This window comes from Labilibacter marinus (assembly GCF_001659685.2).
In the GTDB taxonomy this organism is placed as follows: Bacteria; Bacteroidota; Bacteroidia; order Bacteroidales; family Marinilabiliaceae; genus Saccharicrinis; species Saccharicrinis marinus.
Genome location: NZ_LXYE02000034.1, coordinates 153,038 through 171,329 on the forward strand (window position 1 = coordinate 153,038; position 18,292 = coordinate 171,329).

10 protein-coding genes are annotated in these 18,292 nt (G+C 36.1%); 5 read left to right on the forward strand and 5 right to left on the reverse strand.

The genetic code is table 11. The features are described 5' to 3' along the window. Positions 1 to 148: 148 nt before the first annotated feature. Together A8L32_RS23645 and A8L32_RS14255 are read right to left on the reverse strand one after the other, a co-directional pair. Complete coding sequence (locus A8L32_RS23645; protein WP_198931785.1) at positions 149 to 2,785, reverse strand: family 16 glycosylhydrolase; 2,637 nt, start codon at positions 2,783 to 2,785, stop codon at positions 149 to 151. Between the two features lie 791 nt (positions 2,786 to 3,576). Continuing rightward, complete coding sequence (locus A8L32_RS14255; protein WP_066631484.1) at positions 3,577 to 3,831, reverse strand: hypothetical protein; 255 nt, start codon at positions 3,829 to 3,831, stop codon at positions 3,577 to 3,579. A 248-nt stretch (positions 3,832 to 4,079) separates the two neighbouring features. Here A8L32_RS14255 and A8L32_RS14260 point away from each other — a divergent pair, with 248 nt between their 5' ends. The 3 genes from A8L32_RS14260 to A8L32_RS14270 all read left to right on the forward strand — a co-directional run bounded on the left by A8L32_RS14260 (position 4,080) and on the right by A8L32_RS14270 (position 8,174). Then, a complete protein-coding gene (locus A8L32_RS14260) occupies positions 4,080 to 5,174 on the forward strand; it encodes an FRG domain-containing protein (RefSeq protein WP_066631486.1) in 1,095 nt (364 codons plus the stop codon). A gap of 7 nt (positions 5,175 to 5,181) precedes the next feature. Next, positions 5,182 to 6,054 (forward strand): hypothetical protein, encoded by an 873-nt coding sequence (locus tag A8L32_RS14265; protein WP_066631487.1) that lies wholly within the window; start codon positions 5,182 to 5,184, stop codon positions 6,052 to 6,054. A 65-nt stretch (positions 6,055 to 6,119) separates the two neighbouring features. Beyond that, a complete protein-coding gene (locus tag A8L32_RS14270) occupies positions 6,120 to 8,174 on the forward strand; it encodes a polysaccharide lyase family 8 super-sandwich domain-containing protein (RefSeq protein WP_066631489.1) in 2,055 nt (684 codons plus the stop codon). Between the two features lie 177 nt (positions 8,175 to 8,351). On the opposite strand, the gene A8L32_RS14275 is transcribed toward A8L32_RS14270, so the two are convergent. Beyond that, on the reverse strand, positions 8,352 to 10,865 hold the full coding sequence (locus A8L32_RS14275; RefSeq protein ID WP_066631491.1) for a glycoside hydrolase family 2 TIM barrel-domain containing protein: 2,514 nt from the start codon (positions 10,863 to 10,865) through the stop codon (positions 8,352 to 8,354). 182 nt (positions 10,866 to 11,047) lie between these two features. On the opposite strand from A8L32_RS14275, the gene A8L32_RS14280 reads away from it, so the two are divergent. Then, entirely contained in the window at positions 11,048 to 12,214 is a 1,167-nt protein-coding gene (locus A8L32_RS14280) for a helix-turn-helix domain-containing protein (protein ID WP_143525111.1), read from the forward strand. Between the two features lie 36 nt (positions 12,215 to 12,250). Here A8L32_RS14280 and A8L32_RS14285 read toward each other — a convergent pair whose 3' ends face one another. Continuing rightward, positions 12,251 to 14,413, reverse strand: coding sequence for a tetratricopeptide repeat-containing sensor histidine kinase (locus A8L32_RS14285; protein ID WP_066631495.1), 2,163 nt, complete (start codon positions 14,411 to 14,413; stop codon positions 12,251 to 12,253). A 213-nt stretch (positions 14,414 to 14,626) separates the two neighbouring features. After that, complete coding sequence (locus A8L32_RS14290) at positions 14,627 to 16,231, reverse strand: alpha-L-fucosidase (protein ID WP_066631497.1); 1,605 nt, start codon at positions 16,229 to 16,231, stop codon at positions 14,627 to 14,629. A 279-nt stretch (positions 16,232 to 16,510) separates the two neighbouring features. On the opposite strand from A8L32_RS14290, the gene A8L32_RS14295 reads away from it, so the two are divergent. After that, complete coding sequence (locus A8L32_RS14295; RefSeq protein WP_066631579.1) at positions 16,511 to 18,139, forward strand: sulfatase family protein; 1,629 nt, start codon at positions 16,511 to 16,513, stop codon at positions 18,137 to 18,139. The last annotated feature ends 153 nt before the right edge of the window (positions 18,140 to 18,292 follow it).

An 18,292-nucleotide genomic window follows, 5' to 3' on the forward strand; every position in this document is an offset into this window, starting at 1 on the left:
TTAAGGTTTTCACGCAAAGAGCACAGAGAAAAAGTATCACGCAGAGCTCGCAAAGTTTATTATCCTTTGCGCCCTTTGCGTGATTTTCTTGTTTGCGTCCTTTGCGTGATACAGCCTTTGCGGTCTTTGCGTGAAACCTTAAGCGTTATTACTTTTTCTGCCACACTCTTACATAATCCACTCTATATAGTTCGTCAAGTCTATTATCATCAGGTAAGGCTCCAAACCATTTATTGGATTCATTATTTACATTGATTTCTAATTCTTGATGCCAATGGGTGTTTTCTGCTTCGCGGAATAATACGCCATCCAGGTAGAAGCGGATATAATCTTTATCCCATTCTAATCCCCAGGTATGGTAATTTTTCTGTAGTTCAAACGGAATATAAAACTTCTCGTTTCTAGAGAAATGTTTCTTCACATCGCCTTTGTCTTTGGGTGCTCTGAAAACATGAATGTTGGAATTTAAATCGTGGCGATTGTCTTCTACACCAGGACAGTTTTCGCAGATATCAATCTCGGTCCACCAATCTTTACTCACATTCGTCATCCAAAAACCAGTTACCCATGGCGAGTTGTTAGGCTTTAGGCGCGCCTCCATATATCCGTACAATACTTTCTTTTTACTCTTGATAAAACCAGCACTGTGCGTAAATCCATCAGGAAGCTTTTCGTTGCCATGCTGATTGATTTGCATGATTAACTCACCACCTTCTAAACTAACATTTGAACCATGGAAATATGTAGGTGCACGACCTTTCCATCCAGGATTATTAGGATACCATTTTTTAATATCTAACGTATCGTCATCAAACTCATCAGAATAATCCTTAAGCATTTTCCATTTGCCCTTATTCTTCTGGTCGGACAATGGATATTTGTTATTTATTCTTTTGGGCGCAAGGCTAAAGTCCACCGTGTCTTTATAAAACTTTTTGGGTTTAGTTAAGCCCGTGCCTGCTTTCTTTTTGGCAGGAGCCAACTTGTACGAACGCACCCAATCGTAATAAGTGGTATTGTTATTATCATCGGCCAGCTCCTCGGGTGTTGGCGGACTTTCCCAGTTGTACGTTTCCGTAACCAAGTGCATGTACATCGGTCTGCCAAAAGGTTTATCGTTAAACTCAGTACTTGGGTTGATGGTGAATTTATACTCTCCATCTAAATAAAATAGTAGGGTATTGGCATCCTTCCACCAGCAACCGTAAGTATGGTAAGCTTCGTTGGAAGCAGGCACAATAGGACAGTTGCCGCCGACCGATTTACTGCTCTTTTTTCCATCGCAATCAAAATGCTGATAATGTGTGTTAGAGTGTAATACATTGGTAAAGTCGTGGCCTGTTTTACGCTTGCCTACTACTTCTACAATGTCCAACTCCTGACGATTACCAGTGCAACCATCTTTTGCAGGACGATTTTTTAACCAGAAAGTTGACGACATAGAAATACTCGACGCCTTCATTCTACACTCGTAATATCCATAAAGTGCATCCATGGCTTTTGAAGCTACCGCACCACCCGCAATATTGTATTTTTCGTCTCCTTCCAGCACAGAGTTTTTAATTTGCATATTGCCATCCTTTACCGAAACACTGTAATCGCGGAATGTAGCAGGAGGACGACCGTGTTTCCAGTACGGAGAACGGGCGTACCATTTGCTGGTATCTAAACTTGTTCCGTTAAATTCGTCGGAGAACTTTTCGTTTTTAATCCATTGAAGACCTTCAGGGGCAGGAGGAAGTTGGTTATCCACTTCGGGGATATTTATTTTAAGTACCCCTCCTGAGTGAATACCATCAAAGCGTTGCACCGCATTAAAAAGGTATTCGGGATGTCCGTTTCGGAATAATACCTGAACGCGCTCGTAACGGCTTTTTTCAGATACAGGCAGATAATGAGCACCCTTGTGGTGACTGCGTTGATATTCGCCCCATTTTAAACCGTCATCCGACTCCAGGTAGAAACCGCTCAACCAATCGTAATTACCCATATCTCTGATGAGGCAATGGAATTTATCTTTATAGTAGAAAAAGTAAGGATCTTCGGTTTGTCCGCCTCTTTCGGGGAAATCAATCACAGGATTTTTTTCGTACTTGGTATAAGGACCTGTTAGCTTGCTAGCCATGGCCACACCTGTTTTACGGCGGTCGTCGTTTCTACGGTCCCAGCTGCGATAATAAATCCAATACTCGCCGTTAGGATGTTTCAGGAAACCTGGGTTTACCGTACAATATCCGTCCCAAGCCATGCTATCGGCAGCCACGTCAATCACAGGTTTATCAAAGCGTTTCCAAGGGCCATAAGGGTTATCAGCAATGGCCATTCCCACACGCTGTGTATTGGCCGCTTTGGCTCTGTCGCGCCAGTTATCTTGTTTGGTGGTGTCGTTACCAATATATAACATCATATACTTGCCATCTACCCTATAAATAGTAGGGTTGTGAATGGTGTGCGCATCCCACTTGCCTTGGCGACCTTCCATAATAACACCTAGTTTTTTATAGGGACCTTCGGGATGATCGGCTACCGCATGGGCAATCTTGCTATGGGTTAACCAATTTCCATCTTTTTCCCATGTAGAATAATATACATGCACCTTTCCTTCATCGTCGTAGATAGGCGCGCAACCCCATATCACGCTGTCTTTACTTTCGAGGATAAACTTAGCGCTATCGGCCAGTAAGGGTGTTAGCCATGAGTCGGGCGGACTTTGTTTTTTGTTTTTTTGAGCACAAGCCATCATGCTTAGCATAAGGACTAGCAGTGTTGTAGATATAAGCTTCATAATAATTAAATGAACACGGAGACAGAGAGTTCGAGTATTTAGTGATGTTATCGAGCTCTCTGATCTCTTATTAGTTTATAGCAATATTAGTTATTCTTGTTTTTGGGAGATGATTATTTTAGATATGAATAAAGGGGGCATTTTAATATGGGTGAGGTAATACTAATATTATCTTGAAGTGAGCCTTATTCTTTTGTCCTTTTAAGTTTATGCTGTGTTAAAAAATATCGTCGTAGCTATGGCTATGACTCATTTTTTCGCCTTGCCTAAACGTAAAATCCTCAAAACAATTCAAGGCTCATTCCAAAATAAAATTGGTATAAGTTGTTTTTGAATTGTATTTGTGAGTCTAGTTTATGGGATTGTTAGCGGTGAGGAGGTGGTTTTATCAACACTAGGTAAACATTCCGACGCAAATATTGATGGTATAAATTAGTTGGTTGCTGATGCGTCGTATTGGGTGTTGAATGCCTACCCAGGGCTGCGCTGCGCTTCCCCTAGGCTGATCAATGTCATTAAGTTAAAAAATTAAGAATTTAGTATCAGACTGAAGGTCTGTAGTATCGTAGCAAGGGGTGTCGCCCCTTGTACTAGGCACCATGTGAAATTCAAGCTGAAAGTTTGATGCAATATCCAATATGTTTCAGACTTTCAGCCTGAATGTACCTAGCAGACATTCTCTTGGGGCGATGTCCCCAAGTTTTGACATTAAAGGCTTTCAGCCTTAACTTAATACATTGCCTAGGCTGATAGCTTTAGCACCCTTGGTGCTTTCATAAGCTAAAATGTGTTTAGGTTAGAACCGATTTGCCTACTGCTAAATTACAAGGGAGAAATCCATGCCTTCCAGCCTGAGGGTGCATCTTTCCAAGAGGTTCTATCACTATTTCCAACTCAACAGTATGTTCTTCCAGTAAGGTGAGGTATTTCTTCCATACATATAGGGTGTCTTTCCAATGAGGAGAGCTATTTTTCCAACATGATGAGGTGCTTCTTCCAAGTAAAACAGGTGTATTTCCAAGCAAAGCAAGTATATTTCCAAGCAAAATAGGTCTTCTTCCAAGTGTTTTAGCGGCTTCTGGCTAGTTTAGCTTTCGCAAGACAATGAGGAAATTTTCTGATTTATCACTTTTTGTACTCTTACATTTTATACTGTTAAGTTTTTGTGTTGGATAATATTTTGTATCCGTTAAACAATAATGTAGTTTTAGGAGCGGATTTTTAGTGAGAGGTGGATAACACACTTAATAGCTTGAAGAAATAGGACACATATCAGATTTAAAAATATCAATTAATGAAAAAACCAATCTTAATAAAAGATATTAAGTCTTTTATAGGATATGTTAGTAAAGATATATCCAATACTAAAATTAGTATATTTCGAGGACAACAAAATACAACATGGGATCTAAAAGCTGCGGTATTTAGGGATAAATATGACGATAGAAAAGAGAAAAAGATTAATGAAATAATTAAAAAATATAATTTTGATGAGTTTTCGAATCGAAGTGTTTATTTTGATGAATTAATACAGATGCAACATTATGGAATTCCAACTAGGTTGTTAGATTGGTCATACAACCCATTGATATCTTTATATTTTACAGTAGCTTATGAAGATAATAATGATGGGTATGTTTTTCAAAATACAATTCCTAAAAGTGAAATATATACATTTAACTCTACTGTATTTAAAACACTATCAGAGATTTTTCAAGTAGATGCGGAACTGGATGTTCTAACATTTGAAAATGAAAAAGAAGTAAAAAATATTCTTACTAAATCAATTCTTGAAAATCGAAATAATTATTTTATTGATTCTACATTAAGAAATAATAGAATACGAGCTCAACAAGGTTGTTTCTCACTTATTATAGATAAAAAGCAGAAATTCATTGATTATATTTTAGTAGATATTTTTCAATTATTTTGCAGGGAATTTTGTTTAAACCCTTCTTTAAAAGGTGATGTGAAAAAACTAATTAATTATGATTTAGGGGAGGGGGCTGATTTTAAGGATATCGTTGATCGGTTAGCTAGTGTATATCGTAAAAAATTAAGACTGCAGGAATATAAAGCAGTATTTAACGAATACATAAATGGGATAAGATATCAAAACAAAGACTTTTGTGATAAAGAAAATATTACAGATGTCGGTGATGATTTAAGCGTTTATTCTGATGAATTTATGCGCTTTATTGAATCAAAGATTAAAGAGCTTGAAATGAACAGCTATGAGTTAGAGCAAGATGACTTAATTAGGTATAAAATTAGAAAGAGTGACAAAGCAATAATAAAAAAGCAACTGGAAAATATAGGAATAACATCTACATTTGTATATCCAGATATTCAGGGAAGTATAGACCATATCAAAAATATCTTTAAATAATTGAGTTATGCAAGCAAATAAGAGGAATACAAAAGTTAAAATTGCAAAAGCTTTTATTGAGAACAGTTTCATAAAAGATAAGATATTTAGCCGTAGTGATATAGAATCAGTTCTTTTTGTGCGAGAAAAAGAGTTTGAAAGCTTTAAAGAACAATTATTTATCGAAGCAGATAGAGGAGGATATCGTGTTGATCCCGATTTTTTTGAAGAAATATTAAAATGGAAGAAATTTCATAATTCAAGTAAGGAGTCAATTGAAACAGCTAAAGTTGAGTACAAAAAAATGTTTCAAAGTTTTGAGTGTGATTATAATTACCCACCGGTTTTTGATAAAATCACACCACTTTTTAATCAATTACATTGGTATTTCTTACCAGTCTATAAAGATCATATGATTGATAATAGAGGAGTTATTCCTGAAGAAAATATTAATGAGTATTATAATCATTTTCATAGTTTACAAGATTTATATAAAATTATTGACTCTACTTCAAACAATTGGAAATCACTTAAAGGAGATGTAAATCTTAACCAAGTATGTGATTTTCCTGTATATACTAATCGATGGGGACATGAAGATAATTACAAAGTTACGCGTACATTTAATGGTTGGAGCGTTGAAAATCTTGGTATCGGAGGAGCTTGTAGTCCTGAAGGTAAAAGCTTAGATAAAGAAAGTGAGAGCGGTTTTATAGCAAATTTCGAACAAGATTTTGTTGATTATCCTTCAAAGTTCCATTATATAATTGAAAGATTATGGAATCTTGCGGATGAAACTGAAATGGATATTAAAGAATTGCAAAGCAAACTATATGAGGTGGCAAAATTAGTTAGTGAAGTAGAAAAAACAATTTCCAGAAATACTCCAGATTGGTACTGATGTCTAAATCAGCTTGTTATGGTTTGTAATCCGTGCAATATTAAAGCCACAATATCAAAACATCTATGAGAAACATAACCATCATCCTACTTGTCGCAATTTTATTTTCTTGCGATAGCAAAGCGCCACAAAGTCAGCTTTCAATATTAGAGCAAAACTGGAAAAATTACTTGCTTAATGAAGAGGTGAACCCAGAAATACTTCCTTATTTTTTCAATCTTCAGGCTGATGGAACATGGAGTGATTTGGATTATAACAATAGGCAAAAAGGGAATTGGCCCTTGCATGCTCATCTGTGGCGAACCATTGAAATGGCTAAGGCCTACCAACAAAAAGGTCATGAGTATTATAAAAACAAACAGCTGAGCGAAAATATACATACAGCCTATAATTGGTGGGTAAACAAGGATATAGTAAACTCCAATTGGTGGTATCCTCAAATTGGTATTCCGCAGAGTATTGGGGTAATTATGTTGCTGATGCAAGATGAAATAAAAGCGGAGCAGTGGCAAAAGGGAATGACCATTATGAACCGTGTAGAATTTGGAAACAAGACGGGGCAAAATCTGGTTTGGGTTTCATCGAATATTGTTTTGCGCAGTATTCTAAAAAATGATACGAGTCTGCTTAGTGAGGCTACTGAGAAAATACGTAAGGAAATGCAATTGGCAGATAATGATGTGGGTTTACAGGCCGATTATTCGTTTCATCAACATGGCAGACAATTGCAAATGGGCAATTATGGTCTGCACTTTCTCGAAGATCAGGTGAAATGGATGTTTATCCTTAAAGGTTCGGAGTATGATTATACGCAGGAGCAAATTGTTTTAATGCGTAATTATTTTGAACACGGACAGCGCTGGGTCATTTGGAAAGATGTGTATGATATCAATAGCAGTGGTCGCCAGCTTTTCCCGAACGAACAAGTCAAAAAATACAAGCGTGTGTTTAAAGCCGCAGTTGAAATGAAGGGAATAGATCCCGATTTTGCTGATCTGTATCAATCTATAAGTAAAGAAAACGACTTGACTGGGGTAAAACACTTTCCTTTTTCGGAGCTGACCGTTCAGCGAACAAAGCAAAGCTTCACTAGTATTAGGATGTGCTCTAGTCGTATTAAAGGTTCCGAATCGGGCAACGGCGAAAACCTAAGTGGTTACTATCTTGCCGATGGCGCCATGTACCTTATGCAAACAGGTCAGGAGTATCTTAATATTTATCCTTACTGGGATTGGCGTAAAATACCGGGCACTACTTCGGTTCAGGATACGGCTAAACTGCCAGAAATTGGTTGGGGAAGCTATAATATACCCAGCGATTTTGTGGGAGGGTTGACTTTTGATAATTGTGCGCTAACAAGTATGCAATACAAACGCGATGGCGTAAGTGCCAACAAATCATACTTTCTGTTTCCTGATTTTACGGTCTGTTTGGGCTCGGGTATCACAGGGCAAAACAATCAACATATTCAAACTACCATTGAGCAGTGTTTTAGCACAACGCCATTGTATATTAATGATGGCAAAAGTTTAATGAGTGGATTGTCGGGAGCACACATAAAGGGCAATGTTCGTAGTTTTTGGCATCAGGGTGTCGGTTATATTATTAATCAAGGGGATGGAATAGTTGCTGATTTAGATAAGAAGTCTGCCAATTGGAGCAATGTGCTCAACTGGTATAATAAAGAAGAAGAGCCTCAAAATATTTTTACTTTAGGTATCGATCATGGCAAAAATGTAAAGAACGATAAGTATGCGTACGCTGTATTTCCTAACATGGACAAGGAAGATTTGGCCAATACATATCAGCAACAACCGTATCAGATACTTGCGAATACAGAGGAGATACAAGCGGTTCAATTTGATGATTATACCTCTATTGTTTTTCATCAGCCAGGAAGCATAAAAATAAATGATTCTACCGAACTGTCATCTAATGTTCCTGCCATTGTATTGTGTAAAAAAGACCAAAACCAATTAAGTATGGCTATATGCGACCCAACTCAAAAGTTAGCGTCGGGTCAAATTACTGTTTCCAAAAAAGGTCAAACTTCTACACATGAAATCACCTTCCCCGTTGGAAGTGAAAAAGGAAAGGCGGTTATTTTGAGTGAAAATTAGGTGCAAGGTTCAAGGGTTAGAAGGTACAAGGTTTTAAGGTGTAAGGTCTTAAGGTTCAAGGCATAGGGTTCAGAGGTGTAAAGGTTTTGAGTTATAGTATAGATACTCTAAAACCATAAAACAAAAACACCAGATAAGATCATGTCCCATCTGGTGTTTTACAATCTAACGGGCTTATTATTTCGATTCTAACTGAACAGTTGTACTTTCAAGTCCTGCAGATGTAGCAGTAACAGTTATAGCTCCAGCTTCTTTGGTAGACTGAATAATGGCCAAGCATTTACCATTAAATGCAGAATGATTTGTTGCTTTAAATGGCTCTAAACACATGTTATCGCCATTACCAACACCTGCAATTTCGGCTGGTCCTGTAATAGAGAATTCCATCATATTATTGGCCGTAGGAACTTCATTTCCATCTTTATCTAAAATGGTACATTCCACGTAAATTAGATCCTGTGCATTCGCTTTCATGCTTTGGCGACGCGTTTCAATCTTGATTGTAGCAGCTTCGCCAGCTGTCTTAACTATCTTTTCAGAATGAACTTTGCCATTTAAATAAGATACAGCTTTCAGTTCTCCTGGTTGATATACCACATCCCAGCTTTGGTATTCAACACCTTCTCTGTTGTTCGGTTTTTTACCCAAGGATTTACCATCCTGGAATAATTCTACTTCATCACCATTGGTATAACCGTGAACGGTTACTGGCTTTCCTTCCATACCCTTTAAATTCCAATGCGGGAAGATATGAACCATTGGTTCATCACTCCACTGGCTTTGGTAAAAGTAATAACCGTCTTTAGGGAAACCACAAAGGTCGATAGGAGCAAAAGACGAAGAACGAGCTGGCCATCCAAAAGGAATTACTTCTCCCAGATAATCCCAACCTGTCCAGATAAATAGTCCCATTACATAAGGGCGCTTTTTAACTGCACTCCATGTGCCCATACCTCTGTCTCCACCATCATAACGACGTTCTTCAACCCAGGCATACGCATCTGTTTCTTCATACTCCAGTTTATCCCACCATTCTTTTTTTCCTTCTTTAGGATAATATACAACAGGTTTATTTTTTGCCTGTTGTTCAACTTTCTTGTTAGTGTCTCCAAATAAATATGTTCCGCGAGGATAAAACGCTTGCTGCGAAGAACATTCGGTAACAACTACCATCGCATCTGGATTTTTTTCTCTCTCCCTGGTAAAGTCTGCATCCTGAATGTAATTATAGCCGTAAATATCACTGGTTGCTTCTGCCTCAGGAGTTGGATAACTATTCCAGGCATAACCGTTAACTCCATTTGTTAAAGGGCGGTAGTCATATTTATGAATAATATCAGCCAAGCGTTTTCCTATAGGAGCACCCTTCTCATTTTTCATCTCATCAATTTCGTTACCAGTACTCCACATCACAACAGAAGGGTGATTTCTATCTCTCAATAAGAAATCAGTCAGGTCTCTGTCTGACCATTCTTTGAATTCTTTGGCATAGAAATCAACAGGGATTCTTATTTTTTTACCGTTTTGTGTGGTCGCTGGACTTTTGCCATGTTCCCACTCATCAAACATTTCGTTCATCACCAAGAATCCCATGCTATCACATACATTCAGAAATTCTTCAGAGAATGGATTATGAGAGGTACGAACTGCATTACATCCCATTTCTCTCAATTTCTCTAATTGGCGTTCAGTAGTTCTGCGGTAAATAGCTGATCCTAGAGGACCTCCTGCATGGTGAAGACAAACCCCTTTAAGTTTGATGTTTTTTCCGTTTAGGAAGAAGCCATTTTGGTTATCGTAGGCTAGATTTCTAACACCTGTTTTATCTGTTTGAGAGTGAATAATATTACCATCAGTAATAATATCTGTTTTTACAGAATACAGGTGTGGATTCTCAGGATTCCATAAGGTTGGATTTACCAGTACAATTTCTGTTTTAGAAAGTTTCTCTTGTCTAGCCTTAACGCTCTGTTCTGTATCAGCTTTGGCTACTTCAATTCCTTTTTGATTATAAACTGTATAAACCACTTTGTAGTTTGCATCCTTTATATCATCATTTTGTACTTTAGTTTCAATCGATAGCTTAGCTTTCTCTTTGTCTGCGTCATTTGCAACAATATAATTACCCCAAATAGGAATGTAAATTTTATTTGTTGTAATTAAATGTACATGACGATAAATACCGGTTCCGCTATACCAACGAGATCCTGGTTGAGAAGAGTTATCAAGTTTAACGGTGATTACATTTGATCCTCCAAAATTAATATGAGGAGTCATATCGTAATAAAAACTGATATAACCCAATGGTCTTTTCCCAAGTAGGTTTCCATTGATATATACTTCAGAGTTACGATAGGCCCCATCAAAGTAGATGACAAAACGTTGATCCTTTTTACCTGCATCAACATCAAATGATTTACGATATGCACATTTACCAGTAGGTAACCATCCTCCTCTTGAGAAGGACGGATTATCCTTGCTAAAAGAGCCTTGAATACTCCAATCGTGAGGAAGGTTAACCGTTTGCCAATCCTTATCAATAAAGTTTGGGTTTTCACAATCCGCAGCTTCACCTTGGGTAAATTGCCAATCGAAGTCAAAAAGTTGTTTTTGGTTAAGCTTTTCTGGCTGACTACAAGCCAATAAAAGTCCCGCTAAAACAATGACGATACTATGGTTTAATAATTTCATTTTGTAGATGATTAATAATGTGATGACTAAGTTACTTAAGGAAAGTGTAATTGTTAATTAATGTTAGCTAAAACAGTTTTTTAACGGTTAATTATTTTCTTAATTGTATTGGTTTTCAGAAAGATGAAAAAAAAGCTAGGCTGGTTTTATCTTGCCCTCTTTTTTTATAGTTTTGTGGAGCTATGATGAATACCCCCGAAATCACGAAAATAAATCAGACACTTGATAAAGTGTTAAGTCACCATATATTCGTTAAATCGCCAAGAAATGCTCGATTATTGAAGTTTTTAGTCGACCAAGCAATTAATGAAGTAGATATAAAAGAACATGTTATTGGTGTTGAACTTTTTCAGAATAATTACAATCCAGATAAAAATGATGGTAGGGTTAGGGTTTATATGTTTAATCTTAGAAAAAAGCTAGATGAATATTATGCTGAGGTTAATACGGATAATAGTGTTGTTTTTAAAATTGAAAAGGGGCAGTATAATGTTCATTTTGGATTAGCAGAAGAAAACGAAGTAGAGGAGGAAAAGGCAAAGCCTAATCCAGTATTCTCTCAAACTAAGGTTATTGTTTTATCTGCGTTGATATTGGTGGTTAGCACGTTGGTATTTATCTTTTACCCTAAGCATGGAGTTTATTGCTGGCATGATTTCTTCTCGCCTAAAGCCAAGAACCTATGTGTTATTGCGGATCATCTAATGGTGGAGAAAAAGATTGGAGATGGTAGATATTTACCCGTAAGAATCAATGGTATAAATTCGGATTTTGAGCTATCGAGGTATATGAGCGAAAACAATATTACTGACCTTAGGGCTGCTGATTATACTATGATGACTAAGATGGCTCCTTATGCGTTGCACGAATTAAACAACTGGTTTCATGATCATGGCAATAACTTTGATGTGCGTTTGGAATCGGAAATGAGGTTAGAGGATGCCAGAAATCATAATATTGTATACGTAGGGCAGTTCAAAACGATGAATGCTTCTGAGGGGTTATTTCTAAAGGATAGTAAGGTATTTAGTATTTATCGTGATGGTTTTATGTTTGATGATGGAAATAAGACCATTGAGTTCATAACACATACCGTTGAGGATAAAAAGATAGAGCATGCTATGGTTTCGTTTATGGAACTAGAGAATGGTAACGAAGCTTTGTTTCTAACCTCTAATAATGATATAGGTACCTTGGCCACCGTGCGTAATTTTACGGATGAAGCGTGGCTGAAAGAATTCTATAAAAATATCCCTAAAGGCAAAAAATACTTTAATGCTGTGTTTAAAGTTACGGGACTTAAACGTACGGATATGGCTTGCGAGTTGGTTAAGTTGGAAGTGCTGTAATGACACCATAATAATTTGTGCAGGAAATAGTGAGTATTACTCTGCAATTAGATTTTTGGGAATTCGAAAACTAAACTTAGTACCCTTGTTTAATTCTGATTCAACAGTCATTGATCCATCTAATTTTTGAATAAGTTTATCTACTATAGATAGGCCAATTCCTATACCTCGATGAGGGTTTTGTTTAACTTCAAACTTCCTGAAAATCCCAAATATATCGTTTAGTTTTTCAGGAGAAATACCTATGCCATCATCTTCAATAATAAACTCTATTTCATCACCATAATCAAAGGATGATAAATTAACATTTCCTTTAGGAGAAAACTTAATGGCATTATCCAATAAGTTCTTTAAAATACGACAAAGCTTGTTTATATCGGTAGTAATGGTTCCATCAAAATGGGATAGCTCAACGGTAAGCGTTGCTTTTTCTTTAAAAATCTCTGATTTTAAAATACTAACGTAATTGAATATGGCCTGATTAAAATACGTGCTTTCAGTAGTAGTTAAGGATAATTGTTTAATAGATGTTTTAAGTTTTGCTATTTCAACCAAACCTTCAACGGTTTCCAACAGCTCCTCACTATTTTGTATAATTAAGTCGATACTATGTTTAAACTCATTTTCATCTGCAAATTCAAGAAGTTCGGTAAAACCAATGATTGCATTCATTGGTGTACGTATTTCATGAGAGATATTTTCAAGAAATGCATTTTTAAATTGGTTACTTTCTTGTGCCATATTTAAAGCTTCCTTAAGCTCTAAAGTACGCTCTTCTACAAGCTTTTCTAAATTTATTTTATAATCATTTAGATCTTTATTTTTAGCAATTATTTCATTGTTTTGAGAGGAAATTATGTTTTTCTGAGTCAAAATCTTTTTAGACAAAGACTTGTATTTGTTTTTTGCTCTTGATTGAATAATATAGGATATCACAAGAAGAAATATTAAGGCCAACGCTGATAGAAGGATTAGTTTTGACATCTTAAGTTCTACTTCGTGTAGCGTGTTTTCCTTCTCTAATAATTTATTCTTAAAAACGGTAGCTTCATGCTGATGAATTGATTCTGCAACCTTAATCCGTTTTTTATAGTCAATATTGTTCAAGCTATCATTCAAATGTAGGTATTGACTAAGATGTTTATTGGCATTTTTATATTCACCTCTAATTGAATAGATTTCTGCCAGCTCGCTTAGTACCTTTTTTAAGTAAAATTGGTTAGGATGAGAGGATAAGTTAGTAATACATTTATTATAGTATAATATGGCAGAATCGTATTTTTTAAGTTTAGTGTAAATTTTCGCTTGCTCTTGGTTAGATCTAAATTTTATGTAAGGCAAATCATGGATTTCACTCTCTTTATGGGCTAGTTGAGCATATTTTAATGATGATTCAAATCGAAGAAGTTCAGCATTTATTTGGCAAAGGTTTATTTGACAGTATGCTTTCCCAAGAGGGTAGTCAATGCTATCTGCAATAGCAAATGCTTTAAGTGTTGATTGCTCTGCTTTAATATGATGTTTGTACCTGAGATATAAATTTCCTCGGTTTAGAATACTTCTTACAACTGCCTTACTATTGTTCGATTTTAATGCAATGTCTTCTGCTTTTTTGTAGTACGATTCACTTTTTTCAAATTCTTTAATGCCATGATAAGCGTGTGCAATTAAAGTGTAAATGGTAATTAAATCTGAGCTGTTCTCGCTTAGCTTTTCAATAATAGGAATAGCAATATTGTAATGGTATAAAGCTTTGTGATATACATGATCTTGTTTTGTATAAAACTGTATGCGAGCGTAGGAATTGGCCAGTCTAAAATGTATACTATATCTTAGGTAATTATTTTTAGTTGAATCAACAAAATTAAGCGCGGTTAAAAAGTTTTTAACCGCATCGATATCTTCTTCTTTTAAAAAATGTGAATAGGCAATTAGATAGTAGTAGTGTGCAACAATTTCTGGATTCTTTTTATGACCATTATCTTCTATTTTTGATTTTAAATCTTCATTGTAAAAATTGTAAGAGTCACCTATGTCTGAAACAATTTTTTCAGAGGCTTTAACACAAGCTCTGCTTCCAACTTGATGGCTTAAGAAGTTATTAAGAATGCTATCACTTTGTGCTTTTTGTGCCCAACAGTTGTTGGTTAAAAAGATTATAAAGATGAGGAATATATAGTTGAATATTTTATCTGTCACAACACGATTTAAAATGTTAAGTCGTGATACGTGTGAAAGATTAAAAGGTTTGTATTATAATAAAAAATACAATATGTATTATGGAGTAGTTATTCCAAGTGCATAGCGTAGATAAACTTGAGGTAAATTTATCTGTTTGAATAAAAGATCAGGTACAAAAAAAAGTCCCACTAGGGGACTTTTAATCTAATACATCAAACTATAATTTTTCCATTATAAGTCTTGCTCAATTTCTCCACCTATGTCAGCTTCTTTATAACCTTCGCAGATAATTCTGAAAGCATGACTATGTTCTGAAGGGAATGAAGAAGGAGCTTTGATTTCTAAACCTTTAGAAGTTCTTTCCCATTTAATTTCTTCGTCGCTTCCTAAAAGCTCTACTTTTTCAATAGCTACAGGTAATACAGCCATGTCAGTACTTAATGATTTAATAACGATATCCTTTTTAGGCGTATCCATTAAGATAGCAAATAATTCAGTGTCAGACTTCTTTGTGAAACGTATATCAGTTTCTTGATATACAATCTTTTTACGCTCAATTTTATGACCTCCAGAAGGTAAACGAGTTGGGCCTTCACCAAAGGTTACCCAAGGACGAGTTCCGTAAATAGCATCTCCATTAATAGCTAACCAATCTCCCATACCAATTAAAAGATCTTTCATTACTTGAGGAATACTTCCATCTGGATCTGGTGGCACGTTTAATAACATGTTACCATTTTTAGCTACGATATCTACTAAAATATCAACTAACTCGTTAGTCGTAACAAATTTTGCATTTGATCTGTGGAACCAAGCTCCTGGAGAAGTATCGGTAATCCATGCTTGTTCTTTAGCCTGGTTAGGACGACCACGTTCGTAATCTCTAATCGCAGTTTCTTCTGTAAATGTAGTTTCTTTAAAAAGAACAGCTACATCTTTATTCCACTCTTTACCTTTGTTATAGTAGTAAGCTAAAAACTTAGTTCTGCTTTCTTCTTTTAATTCTTCTAACCACCAGTCAAACCATAATACATCTGGCTGATACACGTCGATATATTCTTTTAGCTTAGCCCACCATTGCTCATGAAACTCTTCATCAGGCATTTTGTCATCAAAAGTGTGCGGATTAGTATAAAGATCGTAATCCTTAGGATCTACCTTTCCGTATAGGTGAGCAGGTGCATAATACATCCATGTAAATGCGTGGTGGAATGAAGCTAAAAACTTCATGTCACGTTTCTCTATTTCTGTTTTTAACGCAGCTGAAGGATCAATGCCTCCATAGTTCATAGAGTTCCAACGTGTCGCTTTACTATCCCACATTGCAAAGTTATCGTGGTGCATAGCAACTGGACCTGAAAATTTAGCTCCTGAACGAGCAAATAAATCAGCCCATTCCACTGCATCAAAACCACTTGGGTCAAAGCTTTCAATTAATCCTTTATAACCGAATTTTTCATCGGTAGCAGGATCACCAAATAATTCTTTATGATGAAGATAGTTAGACGTTGGTTTACCAGAGTTTTTACCAGTACTCCAGTTAGGTACTCCATCTTTACCATACATCATCATACCATGCCAACCAGCCATATGTTGTTTCGGTTTCATGTCAACAAAAGCTTGAGAAACTGGTCCCCAGTGAGCATAAATACCAAACTTAGCATCTTTAAACCATTCTGGCACTTGGTTTACTTTGTTCAACGACTCCCAATCCGCGGTGAAAGCTTCTGTCTTTTCATCGCAGCAGCTCTTTTTTTCGCTACTAGATTGCGAACAACTAGCCAATGCCAATGTGGCAAAAGCAGCTATAGCATATAATCCTGTTTTTAATTTCATTTTCGTTATAGATTATAATTAATTGTTTTCACTTGTTATTTAGTCTGTTTCTAATTTTTCAGTATAAAAGTATAATAAGATGCTTGAGGGCGTGGTGAAAAAAAAATATTAAATGGAGGGGTAAACAGTAAATTGGAGGTGTTAGGATAAAAGTGAAGGGTTAATTCTTGATTTGCGTTAAAAATACCCCTTATAATTAACTGTTTTTTTCGATCTGGTATGGAATTTACTTGTACTTTTAGTCGTCCAAAAATAAAACACTACAAAATACAATATAACATGAGTACGAACATTTTTAATTATGTTGTTGGATTAGTATTGGCTGTCTTTGTCTTTACTTCTTGCGATCCAGCAAAAAAAGAAAAAGCGAAGCCTAATATTTTATATATTATGTCCGATGACCATACCACTCAGGGGTTTGGTGTTTATGGTAGTCGCTTAGCTTCATTAAACCCAACACCAACGCTTGATAAGTTGGCTAGCGAAGGAGTTGTTTTTGATAACTGTTATGTAACTAATGCAATATGCACACCTAGTAGGGCTTGTATTATATCAGGGCAGTATAGTAATGTGAATGGCGTTATTGATTTAGAAGGCCATATTGGCGATCAGCAATATTTACCACAAGAAATGGGCAAATTGGGTTATGAAACTGCTATTATTGGAAAATGGCATTTGCATAATGAACCATCTGCTTTTGATTATTATAAAGTTCTAGTAGGTCATGGTGGACAAGGTGAATACTTTAATCCTGTATTTATTGAAAAAGGAATGAAGTATGAGTTTCCTGCTACTAAAAAAACAGAAACCATCAAAACAGAAGGGCATAGCTCGGATGTTATTACCGATATTACTTTAGAATGGTTAAAGAATAGAGATAGCTCAAAACCATTTTTCTTGATGCACCATTACAAGGCGCCGCATGATATGTTTGAGTTTGCACCTCGTTATGCCGATTATTTAGAAGACACTTTTATTCCTGAACCATCTAGTTTATACGATAACGAAAATAACGGTTCTGTGGGTACTAAAGGTTATAACGATGAGTTAATCAATGTAATAGGTTCTTCGGTTTCGCATCGTAATACCATTAGAAACATGGGAATGCACATGAATATAGATCAGGATATTCCTGATCCTGATTATACTAAGGCTACTTACCAAGAGTATATTAAAAGATATTTGCGTTGTGTAAAAGGTGTAGATGATAACTTAAAAAGGTTATTTGCTTACATGGAAGAGGCTGGTTTAATGGAAAATACCATCATTATTTATACAGGTGACCAGGGATTTATGTTAGGAGAGCACGATTACATCGATAAACGTTGGATGTATGAGGAATCTATGAGAATGCCATTTATTGTGCGTTACCCCGAATCAGTAAAAGCAGGTATTAGAACAGATGCTATTATCAATAATACTGATTTTGCACCAACTATGTTAGAGTTAGCAGGTGGTCAGGTGCCAGAATATATGCAAGGTAAAAGTTTTAAGTCTATTCTTGAAACAGGTCAGGAACCTGAAGACTGGAGAGATGCTACTTATTATCGTTACTGGATGCATATGGCGCATCGTCATGCCAATCCAGCGCACTTTGGTGTACGTACCAAAGATTATAAGCTTATTTTCTTCTATGGTAAATATTGGGTAGATACTGATGATCCGAATGCAGATTGGAATAAAAAGTCGTGGGGTAACGATTTTACGCGTCACACTCCGCCAGCATGGGAACTATATGACTTAAAGAAAGATCCTAAAGAGATGAATAATGTGTACGATGATCCCGCTTACGCTGAGGTTAAAGTCATGTTAAAAGAAAAGTTGAAGAATCTACGTACTGAAGTAGGTGATACCGATGAAAACTATGCTCACATCAAGAAAGTAGTTGATGAGTACTGGGATAAGTAATCGTAATAATATAAACCTGTAAAGGATGAAAAAAGGCGTTGAAGTAATTCAATGCCTTTTTTTTATTTTGGTGCTGAGTGTTAGCTGAACGAGTTTGTGGTAAGAAGTGTCGTATTAGTATAAAACTTTGTGTAAAGTATCTGCTATTTTTGT

Coding starts and splice junctions, on each gene's coding strand:
- A8L32_RS23645 (WP_198931785.1), bottom strand. CDS start 2,785: ATGAAGCTTATATCTACAACACTGCTAGTCCTTATGCTAAGCATGATG.
- A8L32_RS14260 (WP_066631486.1), top strand. CDS start 4,080: ATGAAAAAACCAATCTTAATAAAAGATATTAAGTCTTTTATAGGATAT.
- A8L32_RS14265 (WP_066631487.1), top strand. CDS start 5,182: ATGCAAGCAAATAAGAGGAATACAAAAGTTAAAATTGCAAAAGCTTTT.
- A8L32_RS14270 (WP_066631489.1), top strand. CDS start 6,120: ATGAGAAACATAACCATCATCCTACTTGTCGCAATTTTATTTTCTTGC.
- A8L32_RS14275 (WP_066631491.1), bottom strand. CDS start 10,865: ATGAAATTATTAAACCATAGTATCGTCATTGTTTTAGCGGGACTTTTA.
- A8L32_RS14280 (WP_143525111.1), top strand. CDS start 11,048: ATGATGAATACCCCCGAAATCACGAAAATAAATCAGACACTTGATAAA.
- A8L32_RS14290 (WP_066631497.1), bottom strand. CDS start 16,231: ATGAAATTAAAAACAGGATTATATGCTATAGCTGCTTTTGCCACATTG.
- A8L32_RS14295 (WP_066631579.1), top strand. CDS start 16,511: ATGAGTACGAACATTTTTAATTATGTTGTTGGATTAGTATTGGCTGTC.